Source organism: Thalassovita aquimarina (genome assembly GCF_018219815.1).
Classification (GTDB): domain Bacteria; phylum Pseudomonadota; class Alphaproteobacteria; order Rhodobacterales; family Rhodobacteraceae; genus Thalassobius; species Thalassobius aquimarinus.
In genome coordinates this window covers 160,261-175,820 of the sequence record NZ_JADMKU010000006.1, presented here as the reverse complement: position 1 = coordinate 175,820, position 15,560 = coordinate 160,261, and the positions used below count along the sequence as shown (strand labels likewise).

At 64.3% G+C, this 15,560-nt stretch carries 15 protein-coding genes; 9 read left to right on the top strand and 6 right to left on the bottom strand.

Features of this window, described 5'->3' with window-relative positions; genetic code table 11:
* The first annotated feature begins 20 nt into the window (after positions 1-20).
* Genes IT775_RS09370 through IT775_RS09345 form a run of 6 tightly spaced genes read left to right on the top strand, consistent with a single transcriptional unit; the run spans position 21 to position 7,199 of the window.
* Positions 21-584 (top strand): tautomerase family protein, encoded by a 564-nt coding sequence (locus IT775_RS09370; RefSeq protein ID WP_212700840.1) that lies wholly within the window; start codon positions 21-23, stop codon positions 582-584.
* Positions 581-2,275 carry a hydantoinase B/oxoprolinase family protein gene (locus tag IT775_RS09365; RefSeq protein WP_212700839.1) on the top strand — a complete coding sequence of 565 codons (1,695 nt, stop codon included), beginning with the start codon at positions 581-583 and terminating at the stop codon, positions 2,273-2,275. Before IT775_RS09370 ends, IT775_RS09365 begins: the two co-directional genes overlap by 4 nt.
* Positions 2,272-4,335: a hydantoinase/oxoprolinase family protein gene (locus IT775_RS09360; RefSeq protein ID WP_212700838.1), complete on the top strand. Its 2,064-nt coding sequence runs from the start codon at positions 2,272-2,274 to the stop codon at positions 4,333-4,335. Before IT775_RS09365 ends, IT775_RS09360 begins: the two co-directional genes overlap by 4 nt.
* 1 nt (position 4,336) lies before the next feature.
* On the top strand, positions 4,337-4,957 hold the full coding sequence (locus IT775_RS09355) for a cysteine hydrolase family protein (RefSeq protein ID WP_212700837.1): 621 nt from the start codon (positions 4,337-4,339) through the stop codon (positions 4,955-4,957).
* A complete protein-coding gene (locus IT775_RS09350) occupies positions 4,954-5,820 on the top strand; it encodes an isocitrate lyase/PEP mutase family protein (protein ID WP_212700836.1) in 867 nt (288 codons plus the stop codon). Before IT775_RS09355 ends, IT775_RS09350 begins: the two co-directional genes overlap by 4 nt.
* Complete coding sequence (locus tag IT775_RS09345) at positions 5,817-7,199, top strand: FAD-dependent oxidoreductase (protein WP_212700835.1); 1,383 nt, start codon at positions 5,817-5,819, stop codon at positions 7,197-7,199. The genes IT775_RS09350 and IT775_RS09345 overlap by 4 nt, the downstream gene beginning before the upstream one ends.
* Positions 7,200-7,384: 185 nt before the next feature.
* Here IT775_RS09345 and IT775_RS09340 read toward each other — a convergent pair whose 3' ends face one another.
* The 5 genes from IT775_RS09340 to IT775_RS09320 all read right to left on the bottom strand — a co-directional run bounded on the left by IT775_RS09340 (position 7,385) and on the right by IT775_RS09320 (position 12,121).
* Positions 7,385-9,019: an acyl-CoA synthetase gene (locus tag IT775_RS09340; RefSeq protein ID WP_212700834.1), complete on the bottom strand. Its 1,635-nt coding sequence runs from the start codon at positions 9,017-9,019 to the stop codon at positions 7,385-7,387.
* Between the two features lie 4 nt (positions 9,020-9,023).
* A complete protein-coding gene (locus tag IT775_RS09335; protein ID WP_212700833.1) occupies positions 9,024-9,824 on the bottom strand; it encodes an enoyl-CoA hydratase in 801 nt (266 codons plus the stop codon).
* A 21-nt stretch (positions 9,825-9,845) separates the two neighbouring features.
* Positions 9,846-10,295, bottom strand: a complete 450-nt coding sequence (locus IT775_RS09330) for an OsmC family protein (protein WP_212700832.1) — start codon at positions 10,293-10,295, stop codon at positions 9,846-9,848.
* A gap of 29 nt (positions 10,296-10,324) precedes the next feature.
* On the bottom strand, positions 10,325-11,467 hold the full coding sequence (locus IT775_RS09325) for a glycine cleavage T C-terminal barrel domain-containing protein (RefSeq protein ID WP_212700831.1): 1,143 nt from the start codon (positions 11,465-11,467) through the stop codon (positions 10,325-10,327).
* A 165-nt stretch (positions 11,468-11,632) separates the two neighbouring features.
* Positions 11,633-12,121 (bottom strand): Lrp/AsnC family transcriptional regulator, encoded by a 489-nt coding sequence (locus IT775_RS09320; RefSeq protein ID WP_212700830.1) that lies wholly within the window; start codon positions 12,119-12,121, stop codon positions 11,633-11,635.
* Positions 12,122-12,686: 565 nt separating this feature from the next.
* Between IT775_RS09320 and IT775_RS09315 the strand changes: the two genes are divergently transcribed.
* The 3 genes from IT775_RS09315 (at position 12,687) to IT775_RS09305 (ending at position 14,467) form a co-directional block, all read left to right on the top strand.
* Positions 12,687-13,043, top strand: coding sequence for a polyketide synthase (locus tag IT775_RS09315; protein WP_212700829.1), 357 nt, complete (start codon positions 12,687-12,689; stop codon positions 13,041-13,043).
* A 131-nt stretch (positions 13,044-13,174) separates the two neighbouring features.
* Positions 13,175-13,582: a hypothetical protein gene (locus tag IT775_RS09310; protein WP_212700828.1), complete on the top strand. Its 408-nt coding sequence runs from the start codon at positions 13,175-13,177 to the stop codon at positions 13,580-13,582.
* Between the two features lie 153 nt (positions 13,583-13,735).
* The gene (locus tag IT775_RS09305; RefSeq protein WP_212700827.1) at positions 13,736-14,467 is read left to right on the top strand and encodes a Crp/Fnr family transcriptional regulator; all 732 of its coding nucleotides are present in this window, start codon (positions 13,736-13,738) and stop codon (positions 14,465-14,467) included.
* 81 nt (positions 14,468-14,548) lie between these two features.
* On the opposite strand, the gene IT775_RS09300 is transcribed toward IT775_RS09305, so the two are convergent.
* Positions 14,549-15,445, bottom strand: a complete 897-nt coding sequence (locus IT775_RS09300; RefSeq protein ID WP_212700826.1) for a LysR family transcriptional regulator — start codon at positions 15,443-15,445, stop codon at positions 14,549-14,551.
* Positions 15,446-15,560: the final 115 nt, after the last annotated feature.

The window sequence follows — 15,560 nt, the reverse complement described above, 5'->3', positions numbered from 1 at the left end:
CAAACAGGGGGGGGGGATTCATGCCCATCATCGAAACCCACGTGCTGAAAGGCTATTCCGGCGAGGTGAAGACACGTCTCGGACGCGCCCTGACAGACGCTGTGCGCCTGATACTGCCGGCTTCGCCCGACGCCGTGACAGTGATGTTCCATGAAATGGAAGAAGCCGACTACATGCGAGGCGGCGAACACAAGAAACCCGCCACGCCCCTGCCCGATCCGTGCGACACGATCCGGGACTACCTGGGCGCGATGGAAGCGCGCGATCTGGACAAGGCGCAGGCGATGCTGGGCGACGGTTTCGTGATGAACTTCCCCGGCGCGCAGGGCATGACCACGCTGCAGGACCTGATCGAATGGTCGAAACCCCGCTACCGGTTCGTGAAGAAAACCTATGAAGGCTTCGAGGCGCTGCAATCGGGCGACGTCACCGTGGTCTATTCCACCGGCACGCTTTACGGCGAATGGCCCGACGGCACCCCTTTCGAAGGCATCCGCTATATCGACCGGTTCGAACTGACCGGTGGCAAGATCACCAAGCAGGATGTCTGGAACGACATCGCCGAAGTGAGGGCACAAGCATGAGCGACATCGACCCGATCACGCTGGCGGTCCTGTCCGGCCGGATGGAACAGATCGCCGACGAAATGGACGCGACGCTGTTCCGCGCCGCCTTCAACCCGATCATCGCCGAGGCGCATGACGCCAGCCACGGCCTGTACCACGCCACCAGCGGCGACACGCTGGTTCAGGGCAAGTCCGGCCTGCCGATCTTCGTCGGTGTGATGTCATTTGCCGTCAAGGCGGTCATCGACAAGGCGGCGGCCGAGGGAGATCTGGCCGATGGCGACATCTTCATCTTCAACGACGCCCATATCGGCGGTACCCACCTGTCGGACATGCGACTGGTGCGGCCCTATTTCCGCGACGGCGAATTGTTCTGCTACCTCGCCTCGGTCGGGCACTGGCACGATCTGGGCGGCGCGGTGCCTGGCAACTACAACCCGGCGGCCACCGATGCCTTTGCCGAGGCCTTCATCCTGCCCCCCGTTCGGCTCGCGCGCGCGGGCGTGGTCAATCAGGACATCATCGACATCCTGATGCGCAACACCCGCCTGCCGCAATCGGCGCAGGGCGACCTGAACGGTCAGCTGGGCGCGCTCGATCTCGGCGTCAAGCGGATGGACGAATTGCTCGACGAATACGGCGCGGACACCGTGAAGGCCGCGCTGGATGCTTTGGGCGGTCGCGCCGAAACGCTGATGCGCTCGGAACTGAGCGAACTGCCCGACGGCCGCTGGGAAGCGGTGGATTACCTGGACAATGACGGCATCACCGACGAACCGCTACCGATCAAGGTGTCGCTGGAAATCAAGGGCGACCGGATGGTGCTGGATTTCGACGGCACCGCGCCGCGCTGCGCCGGGCCCGTCAACATCGCCTATCCCACCGCCGTCGCCACCGCCTATGTGGCGATCAAGCATATCTTCCCCGCCCTGCCCGCCAACGCGGGCGTGATGCGCCCGATCGACGTGAAGATCCCCGAAGGGTCGCTGCTGTCGGCGGAATTCCCGGCGCCGGTGGGCGGCTATACCGAAACCATCCTGCGGATGATCGACGTGATCTTTTCCGCCATGGCGCAGGCCGCACCCGACATCGTGGTCGGCAACGCCTATGGCACGATCAACGCGCTGTCGATCGCCGGGCGGCGCAAGAACGGCCAGCCCTGGGTGATGTTTTCCTTCTATGGCGGCGGTCACGGCGGCACGCCGGAAGGCGACGGTCTGAACCATGGCAACGCGCCGATTTCCACCGCCACCATCCCGCCGATGGAAATTTTGGAAGCTGCCTATCCGGTGATGTTCCGGCAATGGGCCCTGCGCCCCGACAGCGCAGGGGCAGGCGCGCAGCGCGGCGGCCTGGGCGCGATATATGAAATCGAGGTGCTGGAAGAAAACGGCGCCGATGCGTTCCTGTTCGGCGAACGCGGCCGGTTCGCGCCGCAGGGCGTGGCGGGCGGCGAGGCGTCGGTCACCAACCATTTCAGTTACGAACAGGACGACGGCTGGCACGAACCGCCGATGGCATCGAAAATGCGCGGCATCAAGCTGAAACAGGGCCAAGCGGTGCGACTGGAAACCCCGGGCGGCGGCGGTTACGGCCCGGCAGAAACCCGTGATCCGGTGAAAGTGGCGCGCGATGTCGCGCTCGGTTTCCTCAGCCCCGAAAGAGCGACCGAGTTTTACGGGACGGCCTGGAAAGAGGTGAAGGCATGAGCAACGTGATGATCGGCGTCGATGTGGGCGGGACCTTCACCGACGTCTTCGTGATGGACGAAAAGACGGGTGAGGCGCGCGTCGCCAAGGTGCCCACCTCGCGCCCCGACCAGTCGGGCGGGTTCCTCGACGGGATTGGCAAACAGGTCAGCGACCTGTCCACCGTGGCCGTCGTGGTGCACGGCACCACCGCCGGCACCAACGCCCTGCTGGAACGCAAGGGCGCGCGGATCGGGGTGATCACCACCGAGGGCCTGCGCGACGTGCTGGAAATGCGCCGCCGTGACCGGCCCCATACCTGGGGCCTGCGCGGCAATTTCGACCCCATCGTTCCGCGCGACTTGCGATTGGAAGTGCCCGAGCGGACGCTGGCGGATGGCACCATCCGCACCCCCGTGGATCTGGAGGCGGTGAAGGCCGCCGCGCAGCATTTGCTGGATCAGGGTTGCCTGGCCGTGGCGATCCTCTTCGCCAACGCCTATGCCAACCCGGAAAACGAAACCAAGGCGGTCGAAGCCGTCCGCGCCATGTGGCCCAACCCGCATGTGTCGGCGTCGTCGGAAATCCTGCCGGAAATTCGCGAATACGAACGGTTCTCGACCACCGCTTTGAACGCCTATCTGCAGCCCGAAGTGTCGGGGTATCTGAACCGGCTGGAAAACGCGCTGACCAAGGGCGGGTTCGACGGCGAATTCATGATCGTGCAATCGAATGGCGGCGTGATGGCGGTCGATACCGCCTGCCGCCTGCCGGTGCGCACCGCCCTTTCGGGCCCCGCCGCCGGGGTGATCGCCGCAGGCTACATCGCGCAGACGGCCGGGTATCCTGACGTCATCACCGGCGACATGGGCGGGACCAGCTTCGACGTGTCGCTGATCGCGGGCGGGCAATCGATCCTGTCGCCGCAGACCTCGATCGATTTCGGCATGGTCGTGCGCACGCCGATGATCGAAATCACCACCATCGGCGCCGGTGGCGGGTCCATCGCATGGGTCGACAAGGGCGGCTTGCTGAACATCGGGCCGGAAAGCGCCGGGTCCACCCCCGGCCCCGTCGCCTATGGTCAGGGCAACACCCGCCCCACCGTGACCGACGCCAACGTGGTGCTGGGCCGGATCGATCCGGACAACCCCATCGGTGGCAAGTTGGACCGGCTGGATGTCGAAGCAGCGGGCCGCGCAATCGACGAACATGTGGGGAAACCTTTGGGCCTTTCCACGCTGGAAGCGGCCGAGGCGATCCTGACCGTCGCCAATTCCCGCATGGCCGGAGCGATCCGGCTGGTGTCGATCGAACGCGGTTTCGATCCAAAGAAATTTGCCTTCATGCCCTTCGGCGGCGGCGGCGCGCTTCATACCGGCGCGATGCTGGACGACGTTGGGCTGGGCCGGGCCATCGTGCCGCGCTACCCGGGCGTGACCAGCGCCATGGGCTGCGTCATCGCAGATATGCGGCAGGACTTCGTGCAGACCATCAACGCCTTCGTCGACCAGATCGACGAGGAAGCACTGGCCGGTTATCTGCAGGATCACGTCGACAAGGGGCACGCGATGCTGGATGCCGCGCGCAGCAGCTTCGAGGCGCGCGAGGTGATCGTGGAACTGGACATGGCCTATCTGGGTCAGACCCACACGGTCGCCGTGCCCGTCGCGGTCACCATCGAGGGCGGCAAGGTCACCCCACCGACCCGCACTGAGATCGCCGCGGCCTTCGACGACGCCTATCGCGCCACCTATGGCCGGCTGCTGGACAAGGGCGTGCGGCGGGTGATGAACCTGCGCACCGCCGTGGTTGGCCGCCGTCCCAAATTCGACCTCGAAACGCTGGCACCCGAAGGCGGTAGCATCGAGGCTTCGCTCAAGGGATCGCGCAAGGTGCATTTCGCATCGCAATGGTACGATACGGCGATCTATGACCGCTTGTCGTTGCCCGTTGGGACGGTGATTGACGGGCCCGCGATCCTGGTGCAACCCGACACCACCGTCCTGGTCGATCCGGGGCTGCGCGCAACGGTCGACAAGTACGGCAACACCATCATCACCCGCACGGGGGACGAATGACATGGGCAAGATCACGCATATCGACCCGAAGAAAACGGCGCTTCTGACCATCGACCTGCAGAATGATTTCCTGCATCCCGAGGGCGCCTATGGCCGTGCCGGTCAGGGGGCGGAGGCGATCACCGCCCTGCCCGACCGGATCGCGCCGCTGCGCGATGCGTTGCGGGACAAGGGCGGCATCTATATCAGCGCCCAGTTCACGCTGGTCCCCGGACCGGGAGGCGAACCGTTGATCGCGCCGCATCTGAAACAGCTGCGCCCGTTCCTCGGCAAAGGCGATTTCGCCCCCGGTGAATTCGGTCACCAGTTGGTCGATGAACTGCAACCGGCCGATTACACGGTGGAAAAGGTCGCCTATTCGGCCTTCTACCAGACTCGGCTGGAATACATCCTCAACGCGCTCGGGATCGAATTGCTGCTGATCGGCGGCATCGTCACCAATGGTGGCGTCGCCAGCACCCTGCGCGACGCGCATCAGCGCAATTTCGACACCGTCCTGCTGACCGACGGCTGCGCCGCCTTCAAGCGGGAAGTCCACGACGCCACGCTGGTTTCGCTTGGATCGCTAGGGGCGCAGATGACCTGCAACGACACCATCGCTTTGCTGGAGGCAAGTAAATGACCCTGAAGATCCGCCTGCAACAAAACGAAATCCTCGTCGCGCCCGGCGTCTATGACGGGCTGACCGCCGCCTTGGCCGAACAGGCCGGGTTCGAGGCGCTGTATCTGTCCGGCGCCGCCGTGGCCTATACAAGGCTGGGCCGTCCCGATATCGGACTGACCTCGGTCACCGAAATGGCCGACACGATGGCGCTGATCCGCGACCGCGTGGACCTGCCGGTGGTGATCGATGCCGATACCGGCTTCGGTAATGCCCTGAACGCGCAGCGCACCATGCGGCTTTACGAACGCGCCGGCGCCAACGCGCTGCAGGTCGAGGATCAGACCTATCCCAAGCGCTGCGGCCACCTGTCGGACAAGACGCTGATTTCAAAGTCGGAAATGGAAGGCAAGCTGAAGGGCATGGCCGATGCGCGCGCCAGCGAGGACACGCTGATCATCGCGCGCACCGATGCCATCGCCGTCGAAGGGTTCGAAGCCGCCATCGACCGGGCCGAGGCCTATGTCGAAGCGGGCGCCGACGTTTTGTTCATCGAAGCACCGCGCACCGGCGACGAACTGGCCCGTGTGGCCAATCATTTCCGGGGCCGCATCCCGCTGCTGGCCAACATGGTCGAAGGCGGTGCGACGCCAATCAAATCGGCCGCCGACCTTGAACAATTGGGCTTCGACATCGTGATCTTCCCCGGCGGCATCGTGCGGGCGCTGGCCCGTTGCGCCACCGATTACTATGCCTCGCTGCGCGCCAACGGGTCGAACACGCCGTTCAAGGACCGGATGTTCGATTTCGACGGTCTGAACGAGGTGATCGGCACCCCCGAAATGCTGGCCATCGGCGCCGAACTGGACGGTAAGGACAAGTGAGCAAGGTTTCGACCCCGCCCGATCGCTTCGACCTCGAGGTCGGCACGCTGATCATCGGTGCGGGCGCCGGTGGTCTGGTGGCCGCCCTGGCCGCAACGGAACGCGGCGAGGACGTGCTGGTGATCGAGGCCGATGCGCTGCCTTCGGGGTCGACCGCGCTCAGCGCCGGGTTGATCCCGGCGGCGGGCACCAAGACGCAGGCCACGGCGGGGATCGAGGACAGCCCGGCGATTTTCGCCCGCGACATCCAAGCCAAGGCGCATGGCGAAAACGATCCCCGGCTGGTGGGCGCGATGGCGCGGGTGTCGGCGCGGGTGATCGACTGGCTGACCGACACCCATCACCTGCCCCTTTCCGTGGTCACGGACTTCGACTACCCGGGCCATTCGCGGCGGCGTATGCACGGGCTGCCCAGCCGGTCGGGCCGCGATCTGGTCGATGCGCTGCGCGTTGCGGCGGAAAATGCCGGGATCGACATCATCTGCGAACGCCGCGCGGTGGGGCTTTACGCCGAGGGGCAGACGATCCAAGGCGTCCGGGCCGAACGGCCCGATGGCGGGTCGGAAACGATTGCCTGCCAGCGGCTGATCCTGGCCTGCAACGGGTTTGGCGGCAATCGCGACATGGTGGCCGACCTGATCCCGGATATCCGCGACGCGTTGTGGTTCGGCCATGACGGCAACCGTGGCGAGGCGGTGCAATGGGGCGAGGAGCTGGGCGCGCAGACCGGGCATCTGGCCTCGTATCAGGGGCACGGCAACGTGGCCCAACCGCACGGCATCCTGATCACCTGGGCGGTGATCATGGAAGGCGGTATTCAGGTGAACCTGAAAGGTGAGAGGTTCTGGAACGAATCCCAGGGCTATTCCGAAGCCGCCCGCATGGTTCTGGCCCAGCCCGAGGGCGTGGCCTTCGCGATCTTCGACGCCCGCATCGCCGCGATCGCCCGCCAATTCGAGGATTTCAAACAGGCCGAGGCGCAGGGCGCGATCCGCTGGGCCGCCTCCCTGTCGAAACTGGCCGAGACGACGGGCCTGCCGGAGGACGCGCTGAGCCGCAGCATCACGGACATCCCGGCATCGGGCGAGGACGCGTTCGGCCGGTCATGGGATGGCCCGGCGCTGCAACCGCCCTTTGCCGCGGTCAAGGTGACCGGGGCGCTGTTTCATACCCAGGGCGGTCTGGTCGTCGATCCCGACAACGCGCGGGTTCTGCAGCGTTCAGGCGCGGCGTTCGACAACCTCTTTGCCGTCGGCGGCGCCGCTTGCGGCGTGTCCGGGTCGGGCGACAGCGGCTATCTGTCCGGCAACGGGCTGCTTTCGGCGGTCACGCTGGGCTGGCTGGCCGGACAGGCGGGCGGATCAAACCAGCCCCGTTGAGGCGCCCTGCCTTTGTGGATCTGCCCCTGACCTGTCCGCATGCCGCGTTCTTCGGCCGATCGACTGGGCCCGCTTCGAGCTGCAACCGGTCGTTTGCTGCGGCATGAACACCGGCGGCTTTGCGCACCAAGCCTCGGCAAAGACACCGTTCCATGTAGCCTGGCGATGGCTCGGATAAATCCGGCTCAACCGACCAGTTCCCGCGCTTGTTCGCGCATCAGGAATTTCTGGATCTTGCCTGTCGAGGTCCGGGGTATCGGCATGAAGACGAACCGGCCGGGCACCTTGTAGGGCGCCAGGTGCTCCCGGCACCACGCGCGCAGAACGGCATCATCCACAGGTTGCCCCTCGGCCGGTTCGATAAAGGCGCAGGGGGTTTCGCCCCATTTCTCATGCGGCATGGCGACAACGGCTGCGACGGAAACGGCAGGATGACGATAAAGCACCTCTTCGACTTCGATGGAGGAGATGTTTTCCCCGCCCGAGATGATGATGTCCTTGGACCGATCCTTGAGCTGGATATACCCATCCGGATGCACCACCCCCAGATCGCCGGAGTGGAACCAGCCCCCGACAAAGGCCTTGTCGGTGGCCGCCTTGTTGCGGAAATACCCCTTCATCACGACATTGCCGCGAAACATCACCTCGCCCAAGGTTTTGCCATCTCGCAACACCGGAGACATCGTGTCGGGGTCGAGCACGTCCAGCCCTTCCAGCGGCAGGTAGCGCACACCCTGCCGGGATTTGAGGATCGCCTGTTCCTCGGGCGGCAGGTCGGACCACGCCTGATGCCAGTCATTGACCACCGCGGGCCCGTAGGTTTCGGTTAACCCGTAGAGATGCGTCACCTCAAACCCTGCGGTTTTCATGTCGGCCAGCAGTTTTTCGGGCGGAGGCGCGGCCGCGGTGAAGAATTGTACGGTCGGATCGAGATCGCGCTTCACCGCCTCGGGCGCCGAGATCATCAGCGACATGACGATCGGCGCACCGCACAGATGCGTTACACGCTCCTCGGCCAGGGCTTCCCAAATCGGTTCGGCCCGCACCTGCCGCAGGCAAACATGCGTGCCGGCGATGGCCGACAGGGTCCACGGGAAACACCAGCCATTGCAGTGAAACATCGGCAGGGTCCAGAGATAAACCGCGTGTTTCTGCATCGAGGTTGTCAGCGCGTTGCCCTGCGCCAGCAGGTAGGCGCCACGGTGATGGGACACGACGCCCTTGGGATCGCCTGTCGTGCCGGAGGTGTAGTTGATCGAAATCGCGTCCCACTCATCCTCGGGCATTAGCCATGCGAATTCGGGATCCCCGCCCGCCACGAAGGCGTTGTAGTCAAGCGCCTCAACGGGGGTTGCCGGCGCGCTGAATTCCGGGTCGTCGTACTGGATCAGCAGGGGTTTGACCGTGGCAAGCGCCAGCGCCTCCTGCATCAGCGGCATGAATTCGCGGTCGGCTATCACGACCCGCGACATCGCGTGATCGAGCTGAAACGCGATGATCGCCGCATCGAGCCGGGTGTTGATCGAATGCAGAACCGCCCCGCACATCGGCACGCCGTAATGGCATTCCAGCATCGCGGGCGTGTTCGCAAGCATCGCAGACACGGTATCGCCACGTCCGATCCCCTCTTTCGCCAGGGCCGAGGCCAGCTGCCGGGACCGCGCATAGAACGTGGCATAGCTATACCGCAGGGCCCCATGCACGATCGCAGTGTGGTTGGGGAAGACCGAGGCGGCGCGTTCCAGGAAAGTGAGCGGCGTCAGGGGCTGGTAATTCGCCGGGTTGCGGTCCAGCCCATCGTTGTAGGGATTCGAGTGCATGGTTTCAGGCGTCCTGCCATTGGGGTTGACGTTTCTCGATGAAGGCGCCGATGCCTTCCTCGGCGTCGCGCGCCAGCATGTTCTCCACCATCACGGCAGAGGCGTAGGCGTATGCATCCGGCAGTGTCATTTCGCGCTGCGCGTAGAAACCGCGCTTACCGACGGCCAGCGTCATGCTTGATTTTGAGGCGATCTTGCGGGCCAGTTCCATGCAGGTGTCGGTCAGCGTACTTGGGGCGGTGACGCGGTTGACCAACCCGATTTCCTCGGCCCGTGCAGCCTCGACCATGTCACCGGTCAGCAGCATCTCCATCGCGTGCTTGCCGGTCACGCTGCGCGACAGGGCGACCATCGGCGTGGAACAGAACAGGCCGATATGCACGCCGGGCGTGCTGAACCGCGCCGTGTCCGCCGCTATGGCAAGATCGCAACTGGCCACCAGCTGACATCCCGCGGCGGTTGCGACCCCGGCAACCTCGGCGATCACCGGTTTGGGGCAATGGACGACGGACATCATGACGCCGGAACAAAGCCCCATCACCTTGGTGAAATAGGCGCTGCCACCATCGGCCCCGGCGCGGCCCGCCGTCATTTCCTTCAGATCGTGTCCTGCACAGAAGGCCGGCCCGTTCGCGGCCAGAACGATCACGCGCACCGAGGCATTGTTCCCCGCCTCGGCAATGGCGTCGCCCAGTTCGGTCAGCATCGCCTCAGACAAGGCATTTCGCCGCGCCACGTCATTCAGCGTCAGCCGCAGGATGCCGTCTGCGTCGAGATCGCGCAGCAGGATGTCGTTTCTCGGCACGGAACGCACTCCTTTCGTCTATCAGAGGATGTTGATCTCGACACTGTCGGCAAGCGAATTGGCGATGAAGCAGTAGCGATGCGCGCGATGCTGCATCTCGTCCAGCTTGGCCTCTTCGACGTCGAAGCCCGTATCGAAGCGCACCACCGGGTGCAGGTCGATCCGCGTCACCGACATCTGGCCTTTGTGGTTCTTTCCGAGATGGGCCACGGCGTAATCGTGATAGCTCGCCACCGGCCAGCCCGCCTTGGCACAGAGCGCCAGGAAGGTCATCATGTGGCAACTCGACAGCGCCGAGGCGAGCGCCTGTTCGGGGTTGGTGTTCCCCGGATCGCCGCCCCAGTCCGGGGCGGCGTCCACCTGGACGTCGAAGCTGTTATTGTAAAGTACCGTATGCGCGTTCGAATACTGGCCCGTTTGCAATACGGGAGTGGCGCGCTGCCAGTGCAGTTCGATGGAAAGATCGGACATGGTCTGAATCCCGAGTAATGTCGACGCGCTCACGCGGCCGCGATTTTCTTTTTCGGATCGAAGAACGGACGTTCGACGATCGTTGCTTCGGTCGGCCCGGAGCCGGTGACAACCTCCACGTCCAGCCCGAGTTGCGCATAGTCCGCCGAAACCATCGCAAGGGCGATATTGCGTTCCAGCCGCGGGGAATAGACCGCCGAGGTGACCTTGCCGATGGTTTCGCCATCCCTGTTGATGGTCCAGAAGGTGGTGTTCGGCCCCTTCAGTGGCGGCCCGTCGATGATCAGGCCCACCTGTTTGCGGCTGACACCTTCCGCCTTGATCCGGCGCAGGGCCGCCTTGCCGATGAAATCGGCCTCCATCTCGAGGTCGACCAGGCGGTCGAAGCCGAGCTCGAACGGGTTGGTGTTGATATCTGCATCGGCGTGATAGGACAGCATACCGCCTTCGATCCGGCGGATCGAAGAGGTGTGACCCGGCTTGAGGCCAAACGGCATCCCGGCAGCCATGATCATTTCCCACAGCATGTCGCCTTTGGATCCGTCGCGCAGGTAGATCTCGTAGCCCAGTTCGCTGGACCAGCCGGTGCGCGACACGATCAGCGGGATCCCGTCCAGCTCCACCTCGCGCAGCCAGTAATAGCGCAGGTCCATGATGCTCTCGCCGAAGAGCGCCGTCATCACCTCGCCCGACCTGGGACCTTGCAACTGCAGGGGAGACACGTCGGGTTCCGTGATCGTGACATCGAGGCCCGAGTTTACCGCGAGGCCCTGCGCCCAGAGCAGGATGTCGCTGTCGGCCAGGGAGATCCAGAAATGGTTTTCCGCCAGCCGCAGCAGGATCGGGTCATTCAGAATGCCGCCCTCGGCATTGGTGATGAGGATATATTTGCACTGGCCGATCGCCATGTTCGACAGGTTGCGCGGCGTCAGCATCTGGACAAAGCGCGCGGCATCGGGGCCGGTGATTTCGACCTGTCTCTCGACGGCCACGTCGCACAGGATGGCATCGTTGACGAGGTTCCAGAAGTTCTGTTCCGGGTCACCGAAGTCCCGCGGAATATACATATGATTATAAACAGAAAATCCCTTAGCGCCCCAACGAACGGTGGCGTCGAAATAGGGGGATTTTCGGATCTGGGTGCCAAACCCGAAGTCTTCCGATTGCGTCATGTCATTCGCCCTTTCTGGCCAACGGCACCTGCTGCCGTGGAATACCCTGAACAAGGCCAGATATAGCGCCGGGAATTTCAGCACCCGGTCTAAAAAACAGGCATCGTGAGGACTGATCGGGCTAAAATTCGTGGCAAAGCCAGACCACCCGGTCGCCGCAGTTTATCACGCCTGCCGCGCCAGCAGCTTGGCGAGATTCGGATGGCCCGTCTTCACCTGCCGCACGGCGATATAGGTCATGTAGCGATCCACCTCGACCTCGGCCGAAAAGAGCTTGTTCAGCAGTTCCTGAAAGGTCGTCAGGGTCGGGCTGATGACCTTCATGACGTAATCCATGCCCCCGCCGGTTGCCATGCACTCCACGATCTCATCGAGCGTGCGGACGTGGGATTCAAACCGGTCGAAATCGGCTTTGCGATGATGGGCCAGCGAGACGGTGACGATGACCGTCGTGAAATCGCACAGCTTGTTCAGCGCGATATCGGCCCGATACCCGGTGATGAACCCCGCCGCCTTCAGCCGGTTGAGCCGTTCCCAGCAGGGTGTCGGCGACAGGTTGACGATCTCCGCCAGCCGCGACTTGCTGATCTGGCCATGGCTCTGCACTGCGCTGAGTATGCGGATATCAGTCGCGTCAAGACCGGTTTTTTTCATATGATCGGGCCTTATATAAAGTGCGAACTCGGGGCGGCTTGGGCCGCGTGGAACGGTCGGGGCCACTTTACATGACCAGATATTCCACCTTCGGCATAAAAAAGGCAGTTGGCCAGCGACCAATTTTGCAACAAAGGCGGCGATTGGCTTTGTTTTCAACCGGGCGCACAAGAACCCGGACCGGCTTGAGGCCAAGCGGCACAGCAGCTTTGCGCAAGAAATGGCGGTCTCCAGAACCACGCGCCCGCCGGCATCCACGCGCGTCACGCCCTGTCCGGCAAGTATCTCAAGCAACCCGTCATCATGCGGGGTGTTCTTGCTTGCACCCGGTCTGAAAACGGCTCGGAGGGCGTGGCGCTTCAATCACCGCCACCGTGATGATCAAACCGGTTGTCCGGTTTCCTTTCGGGCGGTTCAGCGGCCTGTTGTCCACGGCGGCGCCTCGTTCGCCGCGCGTTTTTCAGGCGCACCCGGATCGGCGCCCCTCACCGGCACTGGACAAATCGCCCCACCGGGGAATGGACACTTGTTCCAGCGGGTGCCGCTGTCTACCTAATCTGTCATGATGTTGAAGAAACTGCCAATCCTGCTGGGGGCGCTGTTCTGCGTCCTGACGTTCGCCCTGGCGACGTCGGGTTTTGGGCATCGTTTCTCCACCGCGTCCGAAGCCGGGGCCGAAATCTACGCCGCGGCCTATGGGTTGAGCGCCTCCGATCTCTGCGGCGGGTCCGGGGAGCACGGCGCCGGGAAAGACTGCGACGCTTGCCGTCTGCTGACGACGTTCCATTTCCCCGACCGTGAAACCGGCCACGTCCGGCTGATCCCGGCGCCGACCGCGGCGACAGCCGTTGCTTTCGGGGGCCGCCTGTCATCCCTCACCAGAAACACCGCGCGGCCCGCACGGGCGCCACCGGTGGCCTGACACTCTTCCTCCGCCCGAAAGATTGTCCCGGCCATGACCGGCCGGATGCCACCGATGGACACCAGAAATGACGCTTTATCCCCGCGTCGCGGATTGCCGCACCGCATTGCCTGACCGGCCTGCCGCCGATCATGGCGGACGAGGCTGACGCGACCATGCGTTTCGCCCTCCTCCTTTCCCGGACGCTGCTTGTTCTGGCGCTCGTGCTGCTTGGGACGATCCCCGACGGCATGATGCGCCAGGCGGGGGCCGACGGCGTGCGACTGGTGCTTTGCACCAGCCACGGCCCGAAGGAAGTCTGGCTGAGAGAGGACGGCAGCACGATCCCGGCGGCCGATGAGGCGGGGCGCGAAAACGGGCGCGACGCCCCCCATTGCGTGCAGGTGTCTCTCGGTTCGCAGAACGCGTTGCCGACGCTGGCCGCGCCGGGTGTGCGCGCGTCGCTGTCCGACCAGCAGACGCTGACCGGCCACCAGATCCGCCACCGGCAGATCGCCGGTGACGCAGGGGGCGCGCGCGCCCCGCCTGTTCCCGTCTGAGCCCGCCGCCCCCCCGTGTCCGGCTTTCCCGAACAGACGTCGGAACAGGGACTCGCGTCACCGGTCGCCCCGGTCATCCCATAAAGCGCAGTCTCTCTCTGGCCGCATTCTGCCGCGCACTGCGGCAGCCCCCTCATGCGAAGGAGACGCGAGATGAACGCGATACCTCTCCCGTGGCAGTTCCCGGGCCACGCTGAACCGATCCACGCCGGCACCGCATTCCAAAGGCTGTTTCATGGCCTGACGGCGCGGCAGAAATCCAAGGCCCTGCAAGCCTTCAGCAAGGACGTCTACGGGGATGGCGATACCATCCCATGCACCGGCACCGGATCAGCCCATGCCGAAATTGTCCTGCGCGGCACCCTGCGCAAGGAGGTGACCGATGCCGACGGGGCCAGCCGCCTTTTCGGCTTGGCCTTCGCTGGGGAAATGCTCACCCCGCCCGGCCTTCGAACTGCCGGGATCCGGCGCACCGCCATGGGCGAAACGGTACTGCTATCCTGCGAGCCCGAGGCTTTCGCCGCGCTCATGGACGAAATCCCGGCGTTGCGAATGAACTACCTCAGGGAACTTCAGCAGCGCGTTGACGAGACACGCAAATGGCAGGTTGTGCTTGGGCGCAAGACGGCGATGGAACGCGTGGCCGCGTTGCTCCTGTCGTTCTGGGAACGGCAGGGGCGACCGTCCAAGATGGACCTGCGCCTGAGCCGCGTCGAGCTTGGTCAGATCCTGTGCCTCTCCTTCGAAACCGTTTCGCGCCAGATCAAGGCGCTGGAAAAGGCCGGAGCGGTGGCGCTCCCGCAGCCGTCCTGCGTGGCGGTGCGCGACCCGCAGAGGCTCTTTATCGCCGCCGGCGAAGCGGTGTCGCTGCGTCGCGCCGCCTGATCCGACCCCGGTCCGGTGCCCCGCGCGCCGGACCACCCTGCCGGGGAAATACCGGCGACAACGGCAGCCGCTTCGCATACGTCACAGAACATCGGCAGCGCGGATATCCTCGAGCGCGAAATCGATCAATGCGCGGATCTTTCGGGGCAACACGCGCCCTTCGAGATAGGCGGCGCTGATCGGGGCGGTTTCGCCTTTGAAATTTCCCATCACGGGCACAAGGCGGCCTGCCCGCAATGCGTCGCAAATCGCGAAGCGCGGAGCGTATGCAATCCCCAGCCCGGCGGCGGCCAGTTCGACCGCGGCCCGGGCCGAGTTCACGTGGAACCGCCCCTGCACGTTGGCCGGATGCTCTGCCCCTCCCCGGTAAAAGACCCACCTTCGCGGGTTTCGCCGGTTAGTATCGACGATGCAGCTGTGATCCTGAAGCTCTTCGGGTGTGTCGGGCGCGCCATGCGCGGCGATGTAGCCGGGGCTTGCCACCACGATCGAGCGGAACTCGCCCAGCTTGCGCGCCTTGACGGACAGCATTTCCGACCGCCCCATGCGAAACGCCAGGTCGATCCCCTCGCTCGCCAGATCGACAAAGCCGTCACTGAGCCGAAGGTCGAAGGTCAGTCCCGGATTCTGTTGCGCAAACCGGCCCAGCATCGCACCGATATAGATTTCCCCGAAGGTGACGGGCGCGGAAATGCGGATGACGCCGGTAAACCTGCGCGATCCCTCAGCGACCCCGGCCAGCATATCGTCCAGTTCGTCGAGCAGCGCCGGCGCGCGCGCCAACAGGTCCTCCCCAGCGGGGGTCAGGCCGACCTTGCGGGTGGTACGCTGAAACAGCCGCACCCCGAGCCGCGCTTCCAACGCGCCCACGTATTTCGACGTCAGCCGGTTGGAAACGCCAAGCTGGTCCGCTGCGGCGGTGAAGGAACCGGTCTGGGCGGTGGCCACGAATGCCTTGAGTTCATCAACGATATCCATCGGCAGACATTCAGAACATTAAGGGGATAGTCATTCTACAAAATCGTCATTTTGTTGATTAATTGCAAGTTCTAATTTGGCCGCAGGATAGCTGCCGCCACGGCGCGGCGAGAAA